General features: G+C 64.6%; 14 protein-coding genes. 10 read left to right on the top strand and 4 right to left on the bottom strand.

Annotated features, from left to right (window positions below):
• The 4 genes from ENHY17A_RS01105 (at nt 1) to ENHY17A_RS01090 (ending at nt 5467) form a co-directional block, all read left to right on the top strand.
• Nucleotides 1-711, top strand: a complete 711-nt coding sequence (locus ENHY17A_RS01105; protein ID WP_159709366.1) for a polysaccharide biosynthesis/export family protein — start codon at nt 1-3, stop codon at nt 709-711.
• A gap of 14 nt (nt 712-725) precedes the next feature.
• A complete protein-coding gene (locus ENHY17A_RS01100) occupies nt 726-2888 on the top strand; it encodes a GumC family protein (protein WP_159709365.1) in 2163 nt (720 codons plus the stop codon).
• On the top strand, nt 2866-4089 hold the full coding sequence (locus tag ENHY17A_RS01095) for a hypothetical protein (protein WP_159709364.1): 1224 nt from the start codon (nt 2866-2868) through the stop codon (nt 4087-4089). Before ENHY17A_RS01100 ends, ENHY17A_RS01095 begins: the two co-directional genes overlap by 23 nt.
• Before the next feature lie 127 nt (nt 4090-4216).
• Nucleotides 4217-5467: a sugar transferase gene (locus tag ENHY17A_RS01090; RefSeq protein WP_159709363.1), complete on the top strand. Its 1251-nt coding sequence runs from the start codon at nt 4217-4219 to the stop codon at nt 5465-5467.
• Here ENHY17A_RS01090 and ENHY17A_RS01085 read toward each other — a convergent pair.
• Nucleotides 5464-6351 carry a hypothetical protein gene (locus tag ENHY17A_RS01085; protein WP_159709362.1) on the bottom strand — a complete coding sequence of 296 codons (888 nt, stop codon included), beginning with the start codon at nt 6349-6351 and terminating at the stop codon, nt 5464-5466. The two genes, ENHY17A_RS01090 and ENHY17A_RS01085, sit on opposite strands and share 4 nt — an antisense overlap.
• A 100-nt stretch (nt 6352-6451) precedes the next feature.
• Between ENHY17A_RS01085 and ENHY17A_RS01080 the strand changes: the two genes are divergently transcribed.
• The gene (locus ENHY17A_RS01080) at nt 6452-7468 is read left to right on the top strand and encodes a glycosyltransferase family 2 protein (protein WP_159709361.1); all 1017 of its coding nucleotides are present in this window, start codon (nt 6452-6454) and stop codon (nt 7466-7468) included.
• Nucleotides 7465-8754 carry a hypothetical protein gene (locus ENHY17A_RS01075; RefSeq protein ID WP_159709360.1) on the top strand — a complete coding sequence of 430 codons (1290 nt, stop codon included), beginning with the start codon at nt 7465-7467 and terminating at the stop codon, nt 8752-8754. The genes ENHY17A_RS01080 and ENHY17A_RS01075 overlap by 4 nt, the downstream gene beginning before the upstream one ends.
• 18 nt (nt 8755-8772) lie before the next feature.
• Here ENHY17A_RS01075 and ENHY17A_RS01070 read toward each other — a convergent pair whose 3' ends face one another.
• The 3 genes from ENHY17A_RS01070 to ENHY17A_RS01060 are packed head-to-tail and all read right to left on the bottom strand — an operon-like array spanning nt 8773 to nt 12228.
• Nucleotides 8773-9900 carry a glycosyltransferase family 4 protein gene (locus tag ENHY17A_RS01070; protein WP_159709359.1) on the bottom strand — a complete coding sequence of 376 codons (1128 nt, stop codon included), beginning with the start codon at nt 9898-9900 and terminating at the stop codon, nt 8773-8775.
• On the bottom strand, nt 9897-10982 hold the full coding sequence (locus ENHY17A_RS01065) for a glycosyltransferase family 4 protein (RefSeq protein ID WP_159709358.1): 1086 nt from the start codon (nt 10980-10982) through the stop codon (nt 9897-9899). Before ENHY17A_RS01065 ends, ENHY17A_RS01070 begins: the two co-directional genes overlap by 4 nt.
• The gene (locus ENHY17A_RS01060) at nt 10975-12228 is read right to left on the bottom strand and encodes a glycosyltransferase (RefSeq protein ID WP_159709357.1); all 1254 of its coding nucleotides are present in this window, start codon (nt 12226-12228) and stop codon (nt 10975-10977) included. The genes ENHY17A_RS01065 and ENHY17A_RS01060 overlap by 8 nt, the downstream gene beginning before the upstream one ends.
• Nucleotides 12229-12613: 385 nt before the next feature.
• Between ENHY17A_RS01060 and ENHY17A_RS01055 the strand changes: the two genes are divergently transcribed.
• The 4 genes from ENHY17A_RS01055 to ENHY17A_RS01040 all read left to right on the top strand — a co-directional run bounded on the left by ENHY17A_RS01055 (nt 12614) and on the right by ENHY17A_RS01040 (nt 20401).
• Nucleotides 12614-15496, top strand: coding sequence for a beta strand repeat-containing protein (locus ENHY17A_RS01055; protein ID WP_159709356.1), 2883 nt, complete (start codon nt 12614-12616; stop codon nt 15494-15496).
• 177 nt (nt 15497-15673) lie between these two features.
• Nucleotides 15674-17365: a TolC family protein gene (locus ENHY17A_RS01050; RefSeq protein WP_159709355.1), complete on the top strand. Its 1692-nt coding sequence runs from the start codon at nt 15674-15676 to the stop codon at nt 17363-17365.
• A complete protein-coding gene (locus ENHY17A_RS01045; protein ID WP_328799117.1) occupies nt 17362-19095 on the top strand; it encodes a type I secretion system permease/ATPase in 1734 nt (577 codons plus the stop codon). The genes ENHY17A_RS01050 and ENHY17A_RS01045 overlap by 4 nt, the downstream gene beginning before the upstream one ends.
• A 1-nt stretch (nt 19096) precedes the next feature.
• Nucleotides 19097-20401, top strand: a complete 1305-nt coding sequence (locus tag ENHY17A_RS01040; protein WP_159709354.1) for an HlyD family type I secretion periplasmic adaptor subunit — start codon at nt 19097-19099, stop codon at nt 20399-20401.

Here is a 20401-nt window from a genome sequence, read left to right as displayed (position 1 = left end):
ATGTTGCGCGCGTTTTTCCTGACTATTTCCGGGCTGGTTCTGCTGGGCGGCTGCGCGCGGAATGAGCCGATCCAGAGCACGGCGGACCTGACCGTCGTCGAGATGGCCGTGCTGCCTGCGCCGGGCCGCGAGGATTTGGTTGCGCCCGATCGACCCAGCTTCATCGGTCCGCTCGACACGATCAACGTCGAGGTGTTCAACGTCACCGAACTGACGCGCGACATCGTCGTCGACAGCGGCGGCCGCGTCACCATGCCGCTGGTCGGGACGATCGACGTCAATGGCATGACCGCAGTGGAGCTGGCGTCGCGGATCGACGAATCGCTGCGCGGACGATATGTTCGCGACCCGCAGGTGACGGTCACGATCAAGGGATCGGTGAGCCAGGTCGTGACGGTGGATGGCGAGATCGAAAACCCCGGCACCTATCCGGTCACCAACCAGTCGACGTTGTTGCGGACGCTGGCGCTTAGCGGCGGCTTCACCGAAAATGCCAAGCTCGACGATGTCGTCATCCTGCGGACCGTCGGTCAGCAGCGGATGGCGGGGCTGTACAATGTCAGCCAGATTCGTCGCGGTGCCTATGTCGATCCGCCAATCTATCCCAATGACGTCGTCGTCGTCGGCGATTCGCCGTCGCGTCGATTGTTCCGTGATTTCATTGCCGTCTCGCCGTTGCTGGCGGCACCGCTGATCGCCGTCCTCCAGTAACGCGCGGAATATTTATGAACACGCACACTCCCATTCCACGCGGACCCGCGGGCACGGCGCTGGTGGTGGCACCGGCGGAACAGACGCCGTTGCTGCGTTATGTCTGGCGATTGGTCACGCGCTGGAAAAAAACAATCGCCGCGATCGTCGGCGGATGTCTGTTGCTGGGCCTGATCATCACGCTGCTGATGACCCCGCAATATACTGCGGTGTCAACGATCGAGATTTCGCGCGAATCGGACCAAATCGTTGATCTGCGTGGCGCACAGCAGGAATCGAGCGACGCGGACCAGGAATTCTATCAGACGCAATATGGTCTGCTGCGCGCGCGTTCGCTGGCCGAACGCGTCGCGACGCAGCTTCGCCTGGTCGACGATCTCGCGTTTTTCCAGACGTTCGACGTCGATACCGAAAGCGACATTTTCCGGACCGATGCGGGTGGCAGGCTCGGCACCGCCGGACGTCCGGCCCGGCTGCGGATTGCGGGCGATCTGTTGCTCGACAATCTGGAAATATCGCCGGTACGCTCGTCGCGGCTTGTCGATCTCAGTTTCAGCAGCCCCGATCCGGCGCTGTCTCAAAAGGTCGCCGATGCGTGGTCGACCAACTTCATCCAGGCGACGTTGCAGCGTCGCTACGAAGCCAATGGCTATGCGCGCGAATTCCTGGAAAAGCGCATCGAACAATTGCGCCAGCGGCTCGAAACCTCGGAACGCGCGCTGGTGGCCTATGCATCTGCCGAACGGATCATCAACATTCCCGGCGCGGCGGGCACCGAGCGGTCGCTCAATTCGGACGATTTGACCGCGATCAACACCGCGCTGTCGGAGGCGACCGCCGACCGGGTTCAGGCCGAAGCGCGCTATCGTGCTGGCCAGGGACGCGGCGGCCAGGAAACCGAGGCGCTGACCAACGCTGCGCTCAACACCTTGCGCGCCAAGCGCGCGGAGCTTCAGGCCGATTATCAGCGCTTGATGCTCCAATTCGAACCGGAATATCCGGCCGCGCGCGCGGTCCAGACCCAGATCACCCAGACCGAACGCAGCATCGCTGCCGAAGAGGCGCGGATCGCTGGCTCGATCGAGCTGGCCTATCGCGCGGCGCTGGGTCGCGAACGTGGGCTTCAGGCGCGCGTCGAGGATCTGACCAACAGCTCGCTCGACCTGCGCAATCGCACGATCCAGTACCGGATCTTGCAGCGTGAGGTCGATACCAATCGCGGTTTCTATGACGCGCTGCTGGCGCGCTACAAGGAAATCGGCATCGCCGGCGGCGTCGGGGTGAACAACATTTCGGTGGTCGATGCCGCCGAAATGCCGCAGCGGCCCTCCAGTCCGCGACTGGTGCTGAATATGCTGCTGGCGCTCATCATCGGCTGTGCATTGGGCGGGATGGCGGCGTTCCTGCTCGAACAGGCGGACGAGGCGATATCGGACCCGACCGAGGTCGAGCCGCTGATCGGCGTGCCGTTGCTGGGCAGCATCCCGAAATTGTCGGGCACGCAGCCGAGCGACGCGCTCGCCGATCGCAAGTCGAGCATGGTCGATGCCTATCTCGCGGTTCAGACCAATCTGGCCTTTTCGACCGAACATGGCGTGCCACGGTCGCTGGCCGTTACCAGTACGCGCCCGTCGGAAGGCAAGTCCACGACCGCGCTGGCGCTCGCGACGATGCTGGCGCGTGCGCAGAAGCGCATCGTCCTGGTCGATGGCGATATGCGGTCGCCGTCGATCCATCACCTGATCGGCACCGACAACGATCGCGGACTGAGCAATTATCTGGCCGGGAACGACGAAGTGACGGGGTTGATCCAGCCGGTAGCGCAGTATGGATTCCACGCGGTCACCGCCGGGCCGGTCCCGCCCAACGCCGCGGAGCTTTTGACCAGCGAACGGCTGCACATGCTGATCGCCAGCCTGCTCGAGCAATTCGATCATGTCGTGATCGATTCGCCGCCGGTGATGGGGCTCGCCGACGCGCCGCTGATCGGTGGACGGGTCGATGGCGTCATCTATGCGATCGAATCGCACGGCATCCGATCCAGCCTGGTGCGCGCCGCGCTTCACCGTCTGGAAAGCGCGCATGTCCGCGTGCTGGGTGCGGTGCTGACCAAGTTCGAATCGGGCCGGAGCAGCTATGGTTATGAATATGGCTATGGGTACGGCAACAAAGACTGACGGTGTTGCGGGGCGCGCCCGCCCGCCCGCTTTCTGGTGGCGGATGTTCCTGGTCGCCATCGTCCTGGTGACCGGCACGTTCGCGGTCCGCCACAGCCTGGGTCTGGCGCTGGCGAACCGCAGTCCGGAGGCGGCGCTCAACATCGATCGCGAGAATGCGATCGTGCGCGCCCGCGCGGCATTCGACATGGTCGATGGCGAAACCGACCGCACCCGGTTCGGCGAGGCACGCGCCCTGGCATTGGGCGCGTTACAGCGCGATGCCGGCAACGTCACCGCGCTGGCGGTGATGGGGCTGACCAGCGATCGGACCGCTGCATCCGACGCGGCATTCTCAGCGGCCGAGCGGCTGTCGCGCCGCGACCTGTCCACGCAATTGTGGATGATCGAATCGGCGGTCGCCGACAACGACATTGCGGGCGCGCTGCGCCATTACGACACCGCAATGCGCACTTCGCGTGCGGCACCGTCGATCCTGTTTCCAGTACTGATCGGTGCGGCATCGGACGAAGCCCTGCGGGTCGAAATCGCCAACACGCTGGCACGACGCCCTTCATGGGGCGGGCTGTACATCCAGCAACTCGCGCAGAGCGGTGACGTCCGTGCGGCCGCGTCATTGCTGATGCGCCTCAAGCGTCAGGGCGTGCCCACCGGGGCGGCGGCGGATGCGGCGCTTTATTCCCGGTTGATCGAGGCGCGGCTGTTCGATGTCGCATGGGCGGTTTACGCCACCGACACGCCGGAGGCGGCACGCGCGGGCGTGCGCAATCCGCGCTTCTCCGAGCAGCCGGTATCGCCGACCCCGTTCGACTGGCAAACCACCGATACCGAATTCGTTTCCGCCCAGATCGAACCCGGGGCGGGTGGACAGGGACGGCTGAGCTTTTCGACGGCGTCGGGCGAAGGGGGAGAGGCCGCGCGGCAGATGCTGGCGCTGCCGTCCGGCCCGTACCGGCTCCAGTCGCGGGTCGCGACGCTCCAGGGGGCGGACGAAGCACCGCCCTATCTGCGCGTCACCTGTCTTCCGGCGGGCAACGAACTGTCGCGGGTTCCGCTGGCGGCGCGCGCGCCATCGTCGGCGACCTTCACGGTCCCTGCGGGATGCGCGGGTCAATCGCTGGCACTGATCATTCAGCCCGGGTCCGGGCTGGCGACGGTCGAGGGTGCGATCGACCAGATCAGCGTCGCGCCTTCCCGGTGAAGCGAAGCGATTCCGGGGTGCGGACGTTTGCCTCGAATGGGACGAGGGGTTATGGCGCGGATACGGATCGCGCCGTTCGAGCGCGCGGGGCCCCGAAGAACGGATACATGTCGGCGAATTCGAGAACATGAGGCGCGGCAAGTACGATCGTCTTCGCTACCAGTTGGGCGGCGCGCTGCTGCTGGCGGCGGTCATTCCGTTCCTGCTGCGCGTATTGGCGATCGACAGCGCGGCGCAGATGGTTCCCGTCACCCAGGCTTTTTACGGCACGGTGCTGGCGATCGTCATCGGCTACGCGCTGTTCCACAATGTCAGCGCCTATCCGGGGGTGGAGAAGGCGGCTTATGTCCTGCCGGCGTTCAGCCTGTCCTTTGCCACGCTGATGCTGATCTTCTTCATGACGCGGCTCGAATATAACCGCATCATGATCTTCAGCGGATATACGCTGAGCGTCATCTGGTTCCTGGTGATGCATTCCCGACGCCAGCGGCAGAATGTGCTTCGCGTCGGCATCCTGCCGTTCGGGATGCGCCTGGAAGCCGACCATATACCGGGGGTCGAATGGGTGCTGTTGTCCGACCCGACCACCCCGGTCGCCGGGCTGGATGCGGTCGCCGCCGACCTGCGCACCGATCTGCCGAGCGAATGGGATCGTCGGCTCGCCGATTTCGCACTGGCCGGGCTGCCCGTCTATCATACCAAGCATCTGGTCGAATCGCTGAGCGGCCGGGTCGAACTTGAGCATTTGTCCGAAAACAGTTTCGGGTCGCTGGCCCCGATCTCGGCGTGGATGTCGGTCAAGAATGTCCTGGACTGGATCGCTGCGGCGTTGGCCGCAATCCTGTTGGCCCCGTTCCTGCTGATCATCGGCATCGCGATCCGGATGACGTCGCCCGGCCCCGCCTTGTTCCGGCAGCAGCGGATCGGGTACAAGGGCGAGCCGTTTACGGTTTACAAGTTTCGGACGATGGTCGCTGTCCGCGACGTGACCTGCGAACGCAATGAGGCGATGACACGTCCCGACGACGTGCGGATCGCGCCACTGGGCCGCTTCCTTCGGCGTAGCCGAATCGACGAACTGCCGCAGATCATCAACATTCTTCGCGGCGAGATCAGCTGGATCGGCCCGCGCCCCGAAGCGCAGATCCTGTCACGCTGGTACGAAGAGGAACTGCCCTTCTACCGCTATCGCCACATCGTCAAACCGGGGATCACCGGCTGGGCCCAGGTCTGCCAGGGGCATGTCACCGATCTGGACGATGTGCGGAGCAAGCTCCACTACGACTTCTATTACATCAAACATTATTCGCCCTGGATCGATATGCTGATCGTGGTGCGGACGGTGCGGACGATGCTGACAGGCTTTGGCTCGCGTTAGGCGCGCGGGGCGATTTCTTCCTCGACCGGGTAACCGGCGGCAGCCAGCGTCGCGAGCGTTTGTTCGCGCGGGGCGACATGCTCCAGCTTGCCGAGCAGCGATCGTTTCAGGAACGGAAATCCGGCCTCGACCAGCGGCAGCGCCATCTGCCACGTCGGATCCTCGACATCGTCATGGTCCGCGAACAGGAATGCGCCCACCGACATGGTGCGCGCGGCGATGCGAGCAAAGCGCGTTTCCTGTCGAAGCACCACCGACCAGAACCGGTCATAGCTGTGAGTGGCAGGGAAGATCGCCGACAACGCCTTCATGCGCCGCGGCGTCACGTCGCGCAGGTGGAAGGCATAGCTCTGGATGTGGTTTTCGACGTTCGACGTTGCGGTGAATCCGGTCAGATCCCACTGCGCACGCGCCAGCCAGGGCGTGAGGTCGGTCAGCGGTCCGAAGGTCGAATCGTTGAGCACCAGCGCATCGCTGCCCGGACAATGCGTTGCCAGGGTGCGAAGACCGATGCCGTACGCGGAAAAATCGAATCCCGGCAGCGCTTTCCAGATGAGCGCATCGGCAGCATCACGAATCCCGGCTGGAATGGCGTTCGGTTCTTGGGTCGCGCAAACGATCATCAGCCTGCGCCCCAGCGCCTTCAACGCGCGAATCGCGAACCGGTGTGCCGGTTGGACCTGGCCATCGGGCAGAAAGGCGAAATAGATCGTCCAGTCGCCGGTTTCGACCGGCGGGGTCAGTACGCGGTGCGCGGGCGCGCCGATGCGGCCGCGAAACCGGCAGTAGAGGCGCGTCGCGCGAACGCGCCAGTTCGGGAGCGAAGGCGTAAAGTGCCAGTCCGGTCGAAGCGCCGCGAAACGCGAAAAGGAATCGATGTCCATCGGGCCGCTGTGCCGCGGCGCTTGCCGGCTGTCGAGCGTCAGAGGCGGACCGGCGTCAGAGGCTCTGGAACTTCGTGGGCCCTCCGCCTAAAGCAGCGCAATGAATCTAGCTGTTAACGCGATTTCCCAGGACGGTTCGTCTGTCGCTGCGTCCGTCGGCGCGGTCGATATCGTCATCGTCAACTGGAACGCGGGCGACCAACTCGCCGCCTGTCTCAATTCGATCGCCGCGCATGGCGGTCCGGCGGTGGGGCGCGTGATCGTGGTCGACAACGGCTCGACCGACGGATCGGCGGACATTGTGCGGTCCGATATCGCGCTGGAGATCATCAAGGCGGGTGCCAATCTGGGCTTTGGGCGCGCCTGTAACCTGGCCGCGCGGCAAAGCAGCGCCGCGTTCCTGTTGTTCCTGAACCCCGATGCCGAGTTGCACGGCGGCGCGATCGACGGATCGCTTGCCTATGCCGAGGCCCGCCGCGATACGGTCGGCGTGGTGGGCATCCGGCTGGTCGGACGCGACGGCGCCGCGCACCGCCATTGTGCGCGTTTTCCGAACTGGCGCAGTTTCATCGGCAATTCGCTGGGCCTGACACGCATCGCCCGGCGCTGGTTTCCGCCGGTAACGCGGATCGAATTCGATCATCTGGAGACGCGCCCCATCGAGCATGTGATGGGCGCATTCTACCTGATCCGCCGCGACCTGTTCGAGGCGCTGGGCGGGTTCGACGAGGATTATTTCGTCTATCTCGAAGATCTCGACCTGTCGCGTCGCGTTGCCAAGGCGGGGCGGGAGACGCATTATCTGGCCGACGTCACCGCCTATCACAAACAGGGCGGCACGTCCGAACAGGTCCGGGCGCATCGGCTCTATTACGCGCTTCAAAGCAACATCATCTACGCGTTCAAGCACCTTCCCCTGGGTCAGGCCTGGCTGGTTGCGATCGTCACGCTGCTGATCGAACCCTTTTCCCGACTGGGGCGGGCCGTCTTGCGCGGTTCGTTCGACGAGTTCCGCTTTACCCTCAGCGGCTTTGCGATGCTGTACCGCGCGCTGCCGGGAATCGCGAAGATCGTCCGGGCCAGCCTGACGCGCCGCTCGGCGGAGCAGGCGCGGTGACGATGCGCGCCGCGCTGGCGGTCAATCCGCGGACCGAGGCGCGCGACGCGCTTGCCAAGATTGCGGGGTTTTTTCTGTTCGTCTCGCTGGCGATGGCGGCGGTGGTGCCGCATTCGTTTCAGGAAGTCGAGGCCGCCACCTTCGTTGCAACGACGCTGATCTGTCTGGTGTTGGTGCGTCGCGACGATTGGCTCGACCGGGTGATCCTGGCGTTCTTCGCCGCGACGGCGGTAACCGCGGCCTATATCTGGGTCGGATACACCAATGGTGCGCCGCGTGCGGCATCCAACCAGACGCTGTTCGTTTATATCATCGCACCGTTCATGTGGATCATCATGTCGACGACGCTGATGCAATATGTCGGCCTCGAACGCACGACGAAATGGCTCATCTGGTTCACCTGGGCAGCAGTCGCGTCTGTTGCGGCGTTCTTCTTTCTGTTCCTGACGTTCGGCGAGGGGGCGGTGTCGTTCCTGGTTTCCGAAGCCAACGTCAACGTGTCCGACGGCTATGCCGGCGCGACGATGCTGGTTTATGGATCGCTGATCTTTTTGAGCGGTGCGCTTTACGCCCAGCCGATGATCGTCCGCAGTCCGATCGCGCGGATCGTGTTGCCTGGCCTCGTCTTTCTCGCGGCGCTGACCTCCGGCCGGTCGGCGCTGATGATCGCGATCCCGATCGGGTTTCTGACCGGGGCAGTGCTGCGCCGCCGGTCGAAGCTGAGTGGGGAGGGGGACAGTGCGCGATCGGTGCTGCTGCCGACCATCCTGCTCGGCGTCGTGTCGCTCATCATCATGGTGGCGATCGATTATCTGCTGGTGTCGGTCGATCTGGTCGTCCTGATCGAGCGTTTGTGGGAAGAACTGACCAGCGCGGGCGGTTCCGAGCGGACCGAACAGGCCGCGGCGCTGTGGGAGGGGTTTCTCGACAGCTATGGCATGGGCGTCGGGCACGGCGTGGGCGTGCCCTATATCCGCAACATGCTATTCCCTTGGCGCTACGAAGTGATGCCGCTGGCGACCCTGTTGCGCGTCGGGTTGTTCGGGTTCATCGCCTATGCTGCGGTCTATTTCATGTATGGCCAGCAATTCCTGAAGCGCTGGCGTGCCCGCGATCTTCGCGGCGAGGACATCTACATGATCGGCGGACTGGTGCCCTCGCTGCTGGCGACGGCGACCAATCCCTATATCGAATCCTTCGTGTTCCAGTGGATGTACTTCCTGCCGGTCATGGCGATCGCGGTGCGACCGGTCACCGGCAATGCGGATACGGCCGCCAACGCCTGATGCGCGGCGCGATCGTCGTCAGTCGGGCAACAACAGCGCCGCCAGCTGGCGGCTCTTGCTGCGTCCGTCCCAGCGCTCTTCGGCAAGGCGGCGGCTTGCCTGGCCCATGCTGGCGATCAGATCGGGGTCGTCGAGAAACCGCAGCATCGCACTTGCCAGCGCGGGAACGTCGCGACCGGGAACCATGAACCCGTTGACGCCATCGACCACCGTATCGCGACAACCGACCACGTCGGTGGTGATGACGGGCTTGGCCATGGCGGCGGCTTCCTGGGTACTGCGCGGCAGGCCTTCGCGGCACCAGGCGGGCAGCACGAAGACGCTGGCGGCGGCCAGCCGCGCGCGAACGTCGCTGACATGGCCTGGCCATTCGACCATGTCCTGATCGACCAATGCCTGAACTTCGGGGCGGGTCAGGCTGTCGGGATTGGCATCGACATCGCCCAGCAGCACGAAGCGAGCGTTCGGATGTTGCCGTTTGACCAAGGCGGCGGCTTGCGCGAATTCGACGATCCCCTTGCCGCGCAGCAGCCGCGCCATCAGCAGGAAGGTCGGCGGATCGAGCACCGGGGCAGTCGGCGGAAAGGCCGCCAGATCGACGCCGATGCCGCCGAAACTGACCGCCTTGTCGGGCGAGACCAGCCCGCTTTCGCGAAACACGGCTTCGTCCTCGGCATTGAGGAACAATATTTTGTCCGCGCGCGCGAACGCCTGGCGATAGAGCAGCTTCGCCCCTGCCGCCACCGCCCGCGCCTTGACGCCCGATGCGCTGGTGCTGTCGAACGCGAAGCCCAGTCCCTCGACCATCGCGATCCTGCGCTTCACCCCGGCAAGCGCGCCTGCGAACATGCCGTAGGTATTGGGCTTGGCGAAATAGGTCAGCATCGCATCGGGCGCGAGGCTGCGCAGCACCGCCGCCATTCGCAGCGTGTCGGCCAGGTCGCGCACCGGGTTCAACCCCGTCCGCGCGAGCGAGATGTCGATCGGCTCGGCCCCCAGCGCGCGCGTGGCGGCGCGCGATTCATCGTCCCAGTCGGGCGCGAGCGCCAGCACCTCGGCACCGCGCGCGACCAGTTCCTCGATCAGGGTGCCGCGAAAATTGGGCACGGTGCGCGCGCCACTGGTGATCATGGCGACCCGAGTCATGCCGTCACCTGCGTGAACAGATCGATCAGCCGCGCCCCCGCCACGTCGCGGGCGTAATGGCGTTCCACGCGCTCGCGACCGGCGCGACCCATCGCCGCCGTGCGTGCGCGGTCGGTGGCCAGCGTGCGGATGGCAGCGGCCCAGTCGTCCGCGGTGGTCGCGAGCAATCCGGTTTCGGGGGTTACGATGTCGCCGTTCACGCCGACGGGCGATGCGATGACGGCACGCGCGGCCGCCATGTACTGGATCAATTTATACCCGCATTTGCCGCGTTCGAACGGATCGTCGACCAGCGGCATCACGCCCACGTCGATGGTGGCGAGCAAGCGTCCCTCGCTATCCTCGTGCCAGGGATGCACTTCCTGCGGTACGGGCAGTCCTTCCAACGGAGGCGCACCGATGGTGACCAGCGTCACCGGCACGTGCGCGCCGAGCGTGCGCAGCGCATCGACGACGATGTCGAGGTAGCGCGCATTGGCCGGCGTGCCGATCCAGCCCAGCCTTAGCCGTTCGCCGGCAGGCGGCGCGGTGACGGGATAGCGCGCGGGATCGACGACGGTGGGGATCATCTCCACGCGCGGCGCGCCCGCACGCCTGGCGTAATCGACCAGATAGGGATTACCCATCGTCGCGGCAGCCGCACCGCGCAGCAGCGGCACCAGCTTGCGCCCCAACACCGCGCGCACGAGCCCGCTGGCGTGCGTATCATATCGGTGGAACACCGCGTCATCCATGTCGACGACATAGCGCACCCCTCGCGATTTCGGCAGGCGCTCGGTCAGGCCCGGCAGAAACGGGAATAACTCGCGCTCGACCCAGATCAGGTCGGCGCGGGTACGCGACAGGACCGCAAGCCGCCGAGCATAGCCGCGCAACGCCGCCGCGCGCGACTGGCGCCCGCCGTCGAAGAATCCGGTCAGATACGCATCGTCGAAAAACGGCGAACTGGTAATGCGCGCGCCCGCCGCCTCCAGCAGCGGCACGAACTGTCCCATCCGCAACCGGCTGCTCGGCCCCAGCGGCGTGTAGCGTGGCAGCAGCAGGATCGACTTGCCCTCCAGCGGACGGGCCGGATCAGCCACGGGCGACCGCGTCGATCCAGGCGAGCTGCCGCGGCAGGCAGACCCGCGTCAGGTCGTAATGCTCGACGATGTGCGCCCGCCCGGCCTCGCCCAGCCGGGTCGCCAGAGCGCGATCCTCCAGCAGCTTGCAGGTTCGATCGACCAGCGCGTCGGAATCGAAGAAATCGACGAGCAGGCCATTGTCGCCGTCGGTCACGAATTCGCGCACCGGCGCGGTGTCGCTCGCGACCACCGGCGTGCCGGTCGATAGCGCCTCGGCCAGGCTCCACGACGCGACGAAGGGATAGGTCAGATAGACGTGCGCGCGCGACAGCTTCAACATGTTCAGATAGACCGAATAGGGCACCTTGCCGACGAAATGGACCCGCGACAGGTCTAGCTGGTCGCGCACTTCCGCCAGGAAATGGTCCCGCCAATTGCCGCTGGGGGCCGCGGCACCATAGCTGACCTCGGTGCCACCGACGATGATCGTGTGCGCCTCCGGCCGCCGCCGCTGAATCTCCGGCAGGGCGCGGATAAAGCGGTGATAGCCGCGCAGCGGTTCCAGGTTGCGGTTGACGAAGGTGATGATCTCGTCGCCCGGGTTGAACACATGGCCACCCCCCGTCTTCATCGACTGGCCCGGCCCCGGTGCCACGGCATCGGTATCGATCCCGTCGTGGATCACGCTGATCTTGCCACGCATCGGATCGGGATAGGTATCGGCCTGGAACCGCGTCGGCGACAGCCCGGCGGCGGCATGGTCCCACAGCAATCGCTGCGGCAGGCACCGGATCATCAGCCGCGCCGATTCGAACGGGCCATCGTTCTGTCGCGGAAATTCGGGGTCGAAATCGCTGTCCAGCCCCTCTTCGCGGTAGAGCATCTCGCAATACAGCGCGATTCGCACGTCGGGCCACAGGTTCGGCAGGAACATCGCCTCTCCCCACGCCGGGTGCGCCAGGATCAGGTCGGGAGTCCAGCCTTCTGCATGCAGCCGCGTCGCACTGCGCAGCGTCGCTTCGCCGCGGATGATCTTCGAATCGAAATCGCGGCTCCACGCATGGCCATCGGTCGCGGTGTTGCACGCCCCCGTGCTGCGAATATAGCGCAGCCCCTTGATCCGCTGCTCGCCGCCGCTTGCGGCCACCATTTCCTTGACGTCGCGCATCCCCATGCCGACCACTTCGTCGCCACGCGCCAGCAGCGCGGGGACGAGATGTTTGAACTGGCCGGGAAAGTTCTGGTGGACGATCAGGATACGCATGGAGCGCGGACAAAGCGGCTTGCGCACACATTGTCAAATCATGCCGACGGCCGACCGCTAGCGGCCCTGATCCAACACCAATTTCTGATCGGAAATGCGGATAGTTTCACTTACGATCAGACAAATTAGCAACGCTAGGGATATTTTCTTGCGTTTTCGGGGTTGTGGGGTCCAGTGAAAGGCTTGCCAAGGACTAAACGTCCACGCTAAGTGGACCTGTAGTTCTGTGAGAGGAATAAAGGGGCCTACAGAGTTCGATTTTCAGCAGGGGCGCGATGGGGGCTTCGGTCTGCGCCTGCGACACACCCGTCAAAACCAATGGATCGCCGAGGTTGTGGGCTGGCCGCTCCTCGACACACAATAGTAAGGTAAGGGAGTTTTATTCATGGCTACTATCAATGGTACGGCGGGCAACGATGTCCTCGAATCCACGAATGCCGGCGGCGATACGCTGAACGGCCTGGCGGGTAACGACGTTCTGATCGGCGGCACCGGCGGCGATTCGCTGAATGGCGGCGAAGGCCTCGACACGATGATCGGCGGCGGCGGTGACGACACCTATGTCGTCGACAACGCCGGTGACCAAGTCTCGGAATCGGGTGGATCGGGCACCGATCTCGTACAGACGTCGGTCAACTTCACGCTGGGCGCTGGCGTTGAGAATTTGACGGGTACCGGCATGGGCAACATCGTGCTGGCCGGTAACGACCTTGCAAACATCATCAATGGCAATGCTGGCAACAACACGCTGGACGGCGGTGTTGACACCGTGCTCGATACGCTGACCGGCGGCCAGGGTAACGACACTTACATCATCCGCGACAACGACGACGTCATCGTCGAAGCAGGCGCGGATACGCTGAACGGCACCGCGAACGGCAACGACACCGTGCTGGTGGTCGCATCGGCAAACCGCGCGACTTACACGCTGGGTGCTGGCGTGTCGGTCGAAAACCTGGTCGCTTCCGACGCGACGGGCACGACTGCTCTCAACCTGACCGGCAATGCGCTTGCTCAGGTGATTGCGGGTAACGCTGGCGTTAACGTGTTGACCGGCGGCGGCGGAGCCGACACGCTGATCGGTTTTGGTGGTAACGACACCTACAATGTCAGCACGACTGGCACGAGCGTGGTCGAGCAGGCCGGTGGCGGCACGGACACGGTGAACATCGTGGCCGGCTCGGCTGCTGGCACCTACAACATTGGCGACAATGTCGAAGTGGTGAACGTTCAGGCGACGACGGCAGTCAACGTTACGACCGGTGCGGGCGCTCAGACGATCAACGGCAATGGCGAGGCAAACCGCATTAACGGCGGTGCAGGCAACGACACCATGAACGGTGGCGCAGGTAACGACACCTACCTCGTCGACGCGCTGGGTGATGTCATTACCGACACAGCCGGCACTTTCGACATGGTTATCGCGTCGTCCAGCTATCAGTTGGAAGGTTCGGCAACCGGCATCGAATATCTGGTTGCTGCAGGCACCAATCTGGCCGCAGCGGCCGGGGGCACGGGTGACGGCACGCTCAACCTGAACGCGCTCAACACCACGGCAACCAGCAACTATTTCGTTGGTGACACGGCAACCAGCCAGACCATCTTCGGTGATGCGGGTGCAAACATCCTCAACGGCCGTACCGGTGCTGGCACCGGTGGTACTGCCGACTTGTTGATCGGCGGCAACGGCAGCGACACCTATCGCGTCTACGACCAGACCGATGTCGTCGCGGAAGATACCGATGGCGGTGCGTTCGATACCATCTTCGCAAGCGCTGACTTCAGCTTGGCGCAGAACGACATCAACGCTGGACTGGCGTCCTTCACGGATGAAGCTGGTAATGCTCGCGGCATCAGCGGCTTCATCAACGGCGCGATGCAGATCGAACGTTTGTCGACGGCCGATCAGGCTGGCACGACCGACATCGACTTGACCGGCAACGCCTATGGCCAGATCATTCAGGGCAACTTCGGCAACAACGTCATCAGCGATGGTGGTTCGTTGCTCAACGGTGTCCAGTATCAGGATCAGTTGGCCGGTCTGCGCGGTAACGACACCTATAACGTCACTGCCCAGAACACGACGGTGAACGAGAATGTCGGCGAAGGCACCGATGTGGTCAACGTCAACCTGGATGGCGGTACGTCGAACTTCTTCGGCCTGATTGCGGCTGCCGAAGTCGAATATCTGCTGGCAACCGGCACCAATGCCATCAACCTTCAGGGTAACGGCTTCGCTCAGGTGATCCGCGGCAACGCGGCTGCCAACACCTTCGACGGTGCGGGCGGTGCAGACACGCTGATCGGTGGCGATGGCAGCGACAGCTACCTCATCACCGCGTTCAACGCGAACACGGCGCGGATCATCGAAGGTGCCGGTGCGGTAGGCGACAGCGATCGTGTCGTGACCTCGGTCAGCTTCGATCTGGCAGCAACCAACGCTGCCTACACCGACGAAAACGCCAATGCCGTGGCCGCTGGTGGTATTATTGGCATTGAACAGATCATCGCAGCGGATGGTCAGGGTACGGACGCGATCAACCTCACCGGTAACGGCGCGGCACAGATCCTCGTCGGTAACTTTGGCAACAACATCCTGAACGGTGACAACGACACCGTCGACGGCAATGGCGTCGCAATCGGTACGGCTGCTGGCGATACCCTCACCGGCCTGTTCGGTGACGATATCTACCGTGTGTACAGCCAGAACGACGTGGTTCGCGAAGTCGCGGGCCAGGGTAACGACACCGTGTTCACCAGCGGCAACTATCAGTTGCGCGAAGGTGGCTCGATTGAGACCTTCTCGGCTGCGGATCAGCAGAGCACGACCGGGCTTCAAATGATCGGCAACTCGCTTGCTCAAACGATCATCGGCACCGACGGTGCTGACACGATCTGGGGCGGTGCCGGCAACGACACCCTCACCGGCCGTGGCGGCAGCGACATCTTCGGCTTCGGCGAAGTGGGTGCGGCCAATGCGGACTTCATCTCTGACTTCGCTGCAGGCGACTTCATCGGTCTGTCGACGACGGCGTTTGCTGGTCTCGGTACAGATGTTGACTTCAACGAGTTCGTGAACGGCACCACCGCGGTCGGGACGAACGCTCAGATCCTGTACAACCAGGCGACCGGCGAAATCTTCTACGACGCCGACGGTACGGGTTCGGGTGCAGCGGTGCTGTTCGCATCGGTTGCAGCCGGTACGCAGCTTGGCTTCAACGACTTCGACATCATCGGTGCGACGCCCGCGACCATTCCGGCCGCATAAGCACACCAACCTCAAAAAGGGGCCTCCACCGCAAGGTGGAGGCCTTTTTTTGTGTCTCGGCGCGGCGCACCACGCGCTTGGATGGACCGCGCTGCCGCCGCCACGAACGGCTGGACGCTGTTGCGCCATCGCCCTATAAGCGCCGCTCGGTCGGTATCGGCCCGAATGCGATAGGCCATGCGTAACATCCCCCATTCCCCCGCTTCCTTCTTCGCCCTGACGATGGCCGCGTCCGCCATGGCCGCGCCGGTCGGCGTCGCTGCCGCGCCGATTTCCGCGGGCGGTAGCATGGTGGCCCAGGATGCGGGCCAGCCGCGTGCCAGCGTTCCGGGGCCGGTGACGTCATCGCCTTCCTCGCCCTTCGGCCCGACACCGCCCAGCGAATCGCCACTGCCGCCGATGCCGACGACGACGGGCGGGCTGGACGATGCGGCACCCGTGCTCCCCTCGATCGAAGGCGAAGCGCTGCCGCTACCCGAACGCTCCGTTCAGGATGCCGCCGCGCCCGTCGCCGAACCGCGGCAGGGTCCGGGATCGCCATCCAGCCTGGCGGCACCGCTCAGCCAGCCGTTGCAAATTTCGGGCATCGGCGATCCCGTGCTGGAATTGGGGCGCGCGGGCAGTTCCGCCCAGGCCTTCCGGCTGGCGGTGGCCGCCGCGGTCGATCGCAACCCGGCTTTGGGAGAGGCCGAGGCTGCGGCCGAAGAAGCAAAGGCGATCCGGGGAGAGGCACGCGAGGGCCTGTTCCCCAGTGCCGAGCTGAACGTCACCAGCTACAATACGATCTCTCGCGCATTTTCGAACGATATCGACAATATCATCGAACGATCGCGCCCGCGCGCGCGCACCGACGCGCAATTGGCGGTGAACCAGACCTTGTTCGATTTCGGCGCGACCTTCAGCCGGATCGCGGCGGGCGGTGCGCGGATGCGGGCGGCAGCGGCGGCGATCGACGACACCGCGTCGCAGATCGCGCTGCGCACCATCGCCGCATGGTACGACATCTATACCTATCGCGCGCTGCTGCGGATCAGCGCCGACTATCAGACCAACCAGTCGCGCTGGCAGGGCGAATTCGCCCAGCGCGTCGATCAGGGCGTCAATGCCCAGGTCGATGTCGCGCGGATCGACAGCAGCCTCGCGTCGCTCAACACCCGCGTCGCCCGCTACGAACGCGCGGTCGCCAATGCCGAGGCGCAATTCGCCCAGCTTACCGGACAAGCCGCGCCTGCGCAGTTGATGCGCGCGCCGTTCCTGGGCGATCTGCCCGCCACTCAGGCCACCGCGCGCGCAGCCGCGATCGACGTGCCCGCGGTGCGCAGTGCGTCCGAACAGGCCGATGCCGCAACCCGCGACGCCCAGGCGCTACGCCGCGGAGTCCTGCCCAATATCAGCGCCGGCATCGACGCCGGCCGCTACGGCGTGTTCGAAACCGAGCGCGACTATGACGTGCGCGCCCGGATTACGCTCAGCCAGCGTCTGGGCGGCGGCACCACGTCGCGGGTGAAACAGGCGACCGCGCGGGCGACCGGCGCATCGGCGCGCGCGCGTCGGGTAGAGGAAGAGGCGGCACGCGACGCCGCGATCGCGTGGAGCGACCTTCAGGCGCTCAATCGCCAGACCGAATCGCTCGAACAGGGTTATTTGTCGGCGCGCCAGTCGCGCGATGCGGTCGAGGCGCGGTTCCGCATCTCGCGCGGCACATTGTTCGACGTCATCAACGCCAACGACGCCTATTTCGGGGCCGCCGCCGCCTATATCGAAAGCCTGGCCGATCGCGACGCTGCGCATTATGTGCTGCTTGCGCGCACCGGCCGACTGCTGACCGCGCTTGAAATCGACAGCGCCTACCGACAGGCTGACCAGTGAAACCACATGAGATGGAAATCGTCGCGACGCCGCCGCGCTTTGCCGCCTGGCTGACGCGTCCGATGCTGAAGAACAAACAGGTCTATATCAAGGTCGGGCTTGCCGCGGCGATGATCAACCTGTTCGGGCTCGCATCGGCGCTGTTCGCGATGACCGTGTACGACAAGGTGCTGCCCAACAACGCGACCGCATCGATGATCGGGCTCAGCATCGGGTTGTTGATCGTCATCGTCTTCGATTTCGTCCTGCGCACCTTGCGCTCCTATTTCGTCGATATCGCCGGTGCCAATGTCGATCGCGACGTGGGCGCGACGGCGTTCGACCGGCTGTTGTCGTTGCGTCTGGACGCGCGGCGCGGATCGACGGGGGCATTGGCGGCGATCCTGCGCGAACTGGAAACGCTGCGCGATTTCTTCGCTTCGGTCACCTTGTCGACGATGATCGACGTGCCGTTCATCATCCTGACCATGATCGCGATCGGCTTTATCGGCGGTCCGTTGGTGATCGTGCCGCTCATCATGGTGCCCCTGGTGCTCGCCAGTGCATGGCTGACCTATCCGGCGATGGACCGGCTGGCAGCGGACGCGATGAAACAGGGATTGAGCAAGCAGGCGGTTCTGGTCGAGACGATCGGCGGGATCGAGACCGTCAAGACGTCGGGTGCCGGACCGCTGCTGACGCGACGCTGGCTCGCCTCGATCGAGGCGCATGCGGAACAATCGCTGCTCCAGCGGCTGATCGGATCGATCAGCATGAACGTGGCCAATGCCGCGCAGACGCTGACCTATGCGGGGATCGTCGTCGTCGGGGTGTATATGATCGTCGCGCGCGACCTGACCATGGGCGGGCTGATCGCCTGTTCGATGCTCGGCACGCGCGCGGTGGCACCATTGGCCCAGATCGCGATGCTGCTGTCCCGCCTGACCAGCACGCGCATGGCGTATCGCCAGATCAACGGGCTGATGGAACAACCCAGCGAAAAATCGAACCCCACCCCCCTGCGCCCCGCCAAGGTCGATGGCCTGATCGAAATGCGCGAGGTCGGGTTCCGCTATCCCGGTGCGGCCGAAAATGCGCTGAACGGCATCAACCTGACGATCAAGCCGGGCGAGCGCGTCGCGCTGCTGGGACGCGTCGGGTCGGGCAAGTCGACGATGGCCCGGCTGGCACTTGGCTTGTACGAGCCGACGGACGGGCTGGTTCAGCTCGACGGCACCGATATGCGCCAGCTCGATCTGGGCCATACGCGTTCGATGATTGGTACGGCGCTTCAGGAAAGCGTGCTACTGACCGGGTCGATCCGCGAGAATATCGTACTGGAGCGCGACGGCATCGACGACGAGGAAATGCTGCGGGCCGCCCGCCTGTCGGGTGCGCACGACTTTATCGGCAGGATCGCGAACGGATACGACATGGTGCTGTCCGACCGCGGCGAAAGCCTGTCGGGGGGACAGCGGCAAAGCATCGCACTGGCACGGGCATTTGCCGGTCGCCCGCACATGATGGTGTTCGACGAACCGACCAGCGCGATGGATAATGAAAGCGAACAGGCACTGATCGAGCGCATCGCGCCCGAGATCGATGGCCGGACGCTGTTGCTGATCACGCACCGGATGTCGTTGCTGCGATTGGTCAATCGCGTGATCCTGATGCGCGACGGCAAGATCCTGGCCGACGGCCCGCGCGACGAAATCCTGCGCCGTCTGGCGGCGCCGCCCAAGGCCGCATAACATGTCGAACGATCATCTTGAGGACTATGCGGAGCGGATCAAACCGCGCTGGGCATCGAATGCGCTGCTATGGGGCATCCTTGGGTTCTTCGCCCTATTCGTTCTGTGGGCAGTCTTCACCGAACTCGATCGCACGGTCAACGCCGCGGGGCGGGTCGTGCCGACCGCCCAGCTTCAGGTGGTATCGAACCTGGAAGGCGGGATCGTTCGTGAAATCATCGCCAAGACCGGCACCGTGGTACAGGCGGGCGCGCCGCTGATCCGGCTCGATCCGATCGCGACGGGCGCCGATCTCAATTCCAATCAGTCGGCCTATGAATCGTTGCGGGTCAAGGTGGCGCGGCTGGAAGCGGAAGTCGCGGGTCGCGCGCCGCAATTCCCCCAATCGGCCGATCTGGCGGTGGCGGAACAGGTCGCGATCGAACAGTCGCTGTATCTGTCGCGCCAGCTCGATCTCCAAAGCCTGACCTCGGCGGCAAGCGCGCGGTTGGTGCAGGCGCAACGCGGCGTCGGCGAAGCGCAGGCGAGCCTTCAGGCGGCGATCGCCGACCGGGACGGGGCGCGCGATCAGGCCGAAATGATCCGCCCGCTGGTCGCATCCGGCATCGAGCCGCGTCTGTCGTTGGTGCAGGCCGATCGCCAGGCGTCGGTGGCTGCCAGCCAGGCGAGCCAGGCGCGCGCGTCGCTCGCTCGCGCCGAATCGGGCGTGGCAGAGGCGCGTGCGACGTTGGCGCAGGTGCGGCAGGACTGGCGCTCGCGCGCGGCGCAGGAACTGGCGGCCGCGCAGGCCGAACTCGCGGCCAAGCGTCAGGCGCTGCCCGCGCTGGAGGATCGGGTAGATCGAACGACGATCCGCGCGCCCCTGGCCGGGCGGATCAACCGGGTGTTGACCAATACCGTCGGCGGCACCGTCCGTCCCGGCGAGCCGCTGGTCGAGATCGTTCCCGACGACCGGGGATTGACGATCGAGGCGCGCGTCCGGCCCGCGGACATCGCCTTTGTCCGGCAGGGTCAGCGGACGCTCGTCAAGATCACCGCCTATGACTATTCGCTCTATGGCGGGCTCGAAGGCAGCGTGATCGGCATTTCGCCCGACGCGATCCTGGACGAGCGAACCGATGAGACGTTCTACACGGTGCGCATCCGGACCCAGGCGAATGTCGTCGTCGATCGCAACGGGCAGGCGCTACCGATCGGGCCCGGCATGGTTGCCGATGTCAGCCTGATCGGTGATAAGCGTTCGATCATGAGTTACCTTTTGACGCCCTTCACCCGATTGTCCGAAAACGCGTTCAGGGAACGGTGA

The organism is Sphingomonas sp. AX6 (assembly GCF_902506605.1).
GTDB lineage: Bacteria > Pseudomonadota > Alphaproteobacteria > Sphingomonadales > Sphingomonadaceae > Sphingomonas.
This window is presented reverse-complemented; position numbering and strand designations above follow the sequence as displayed.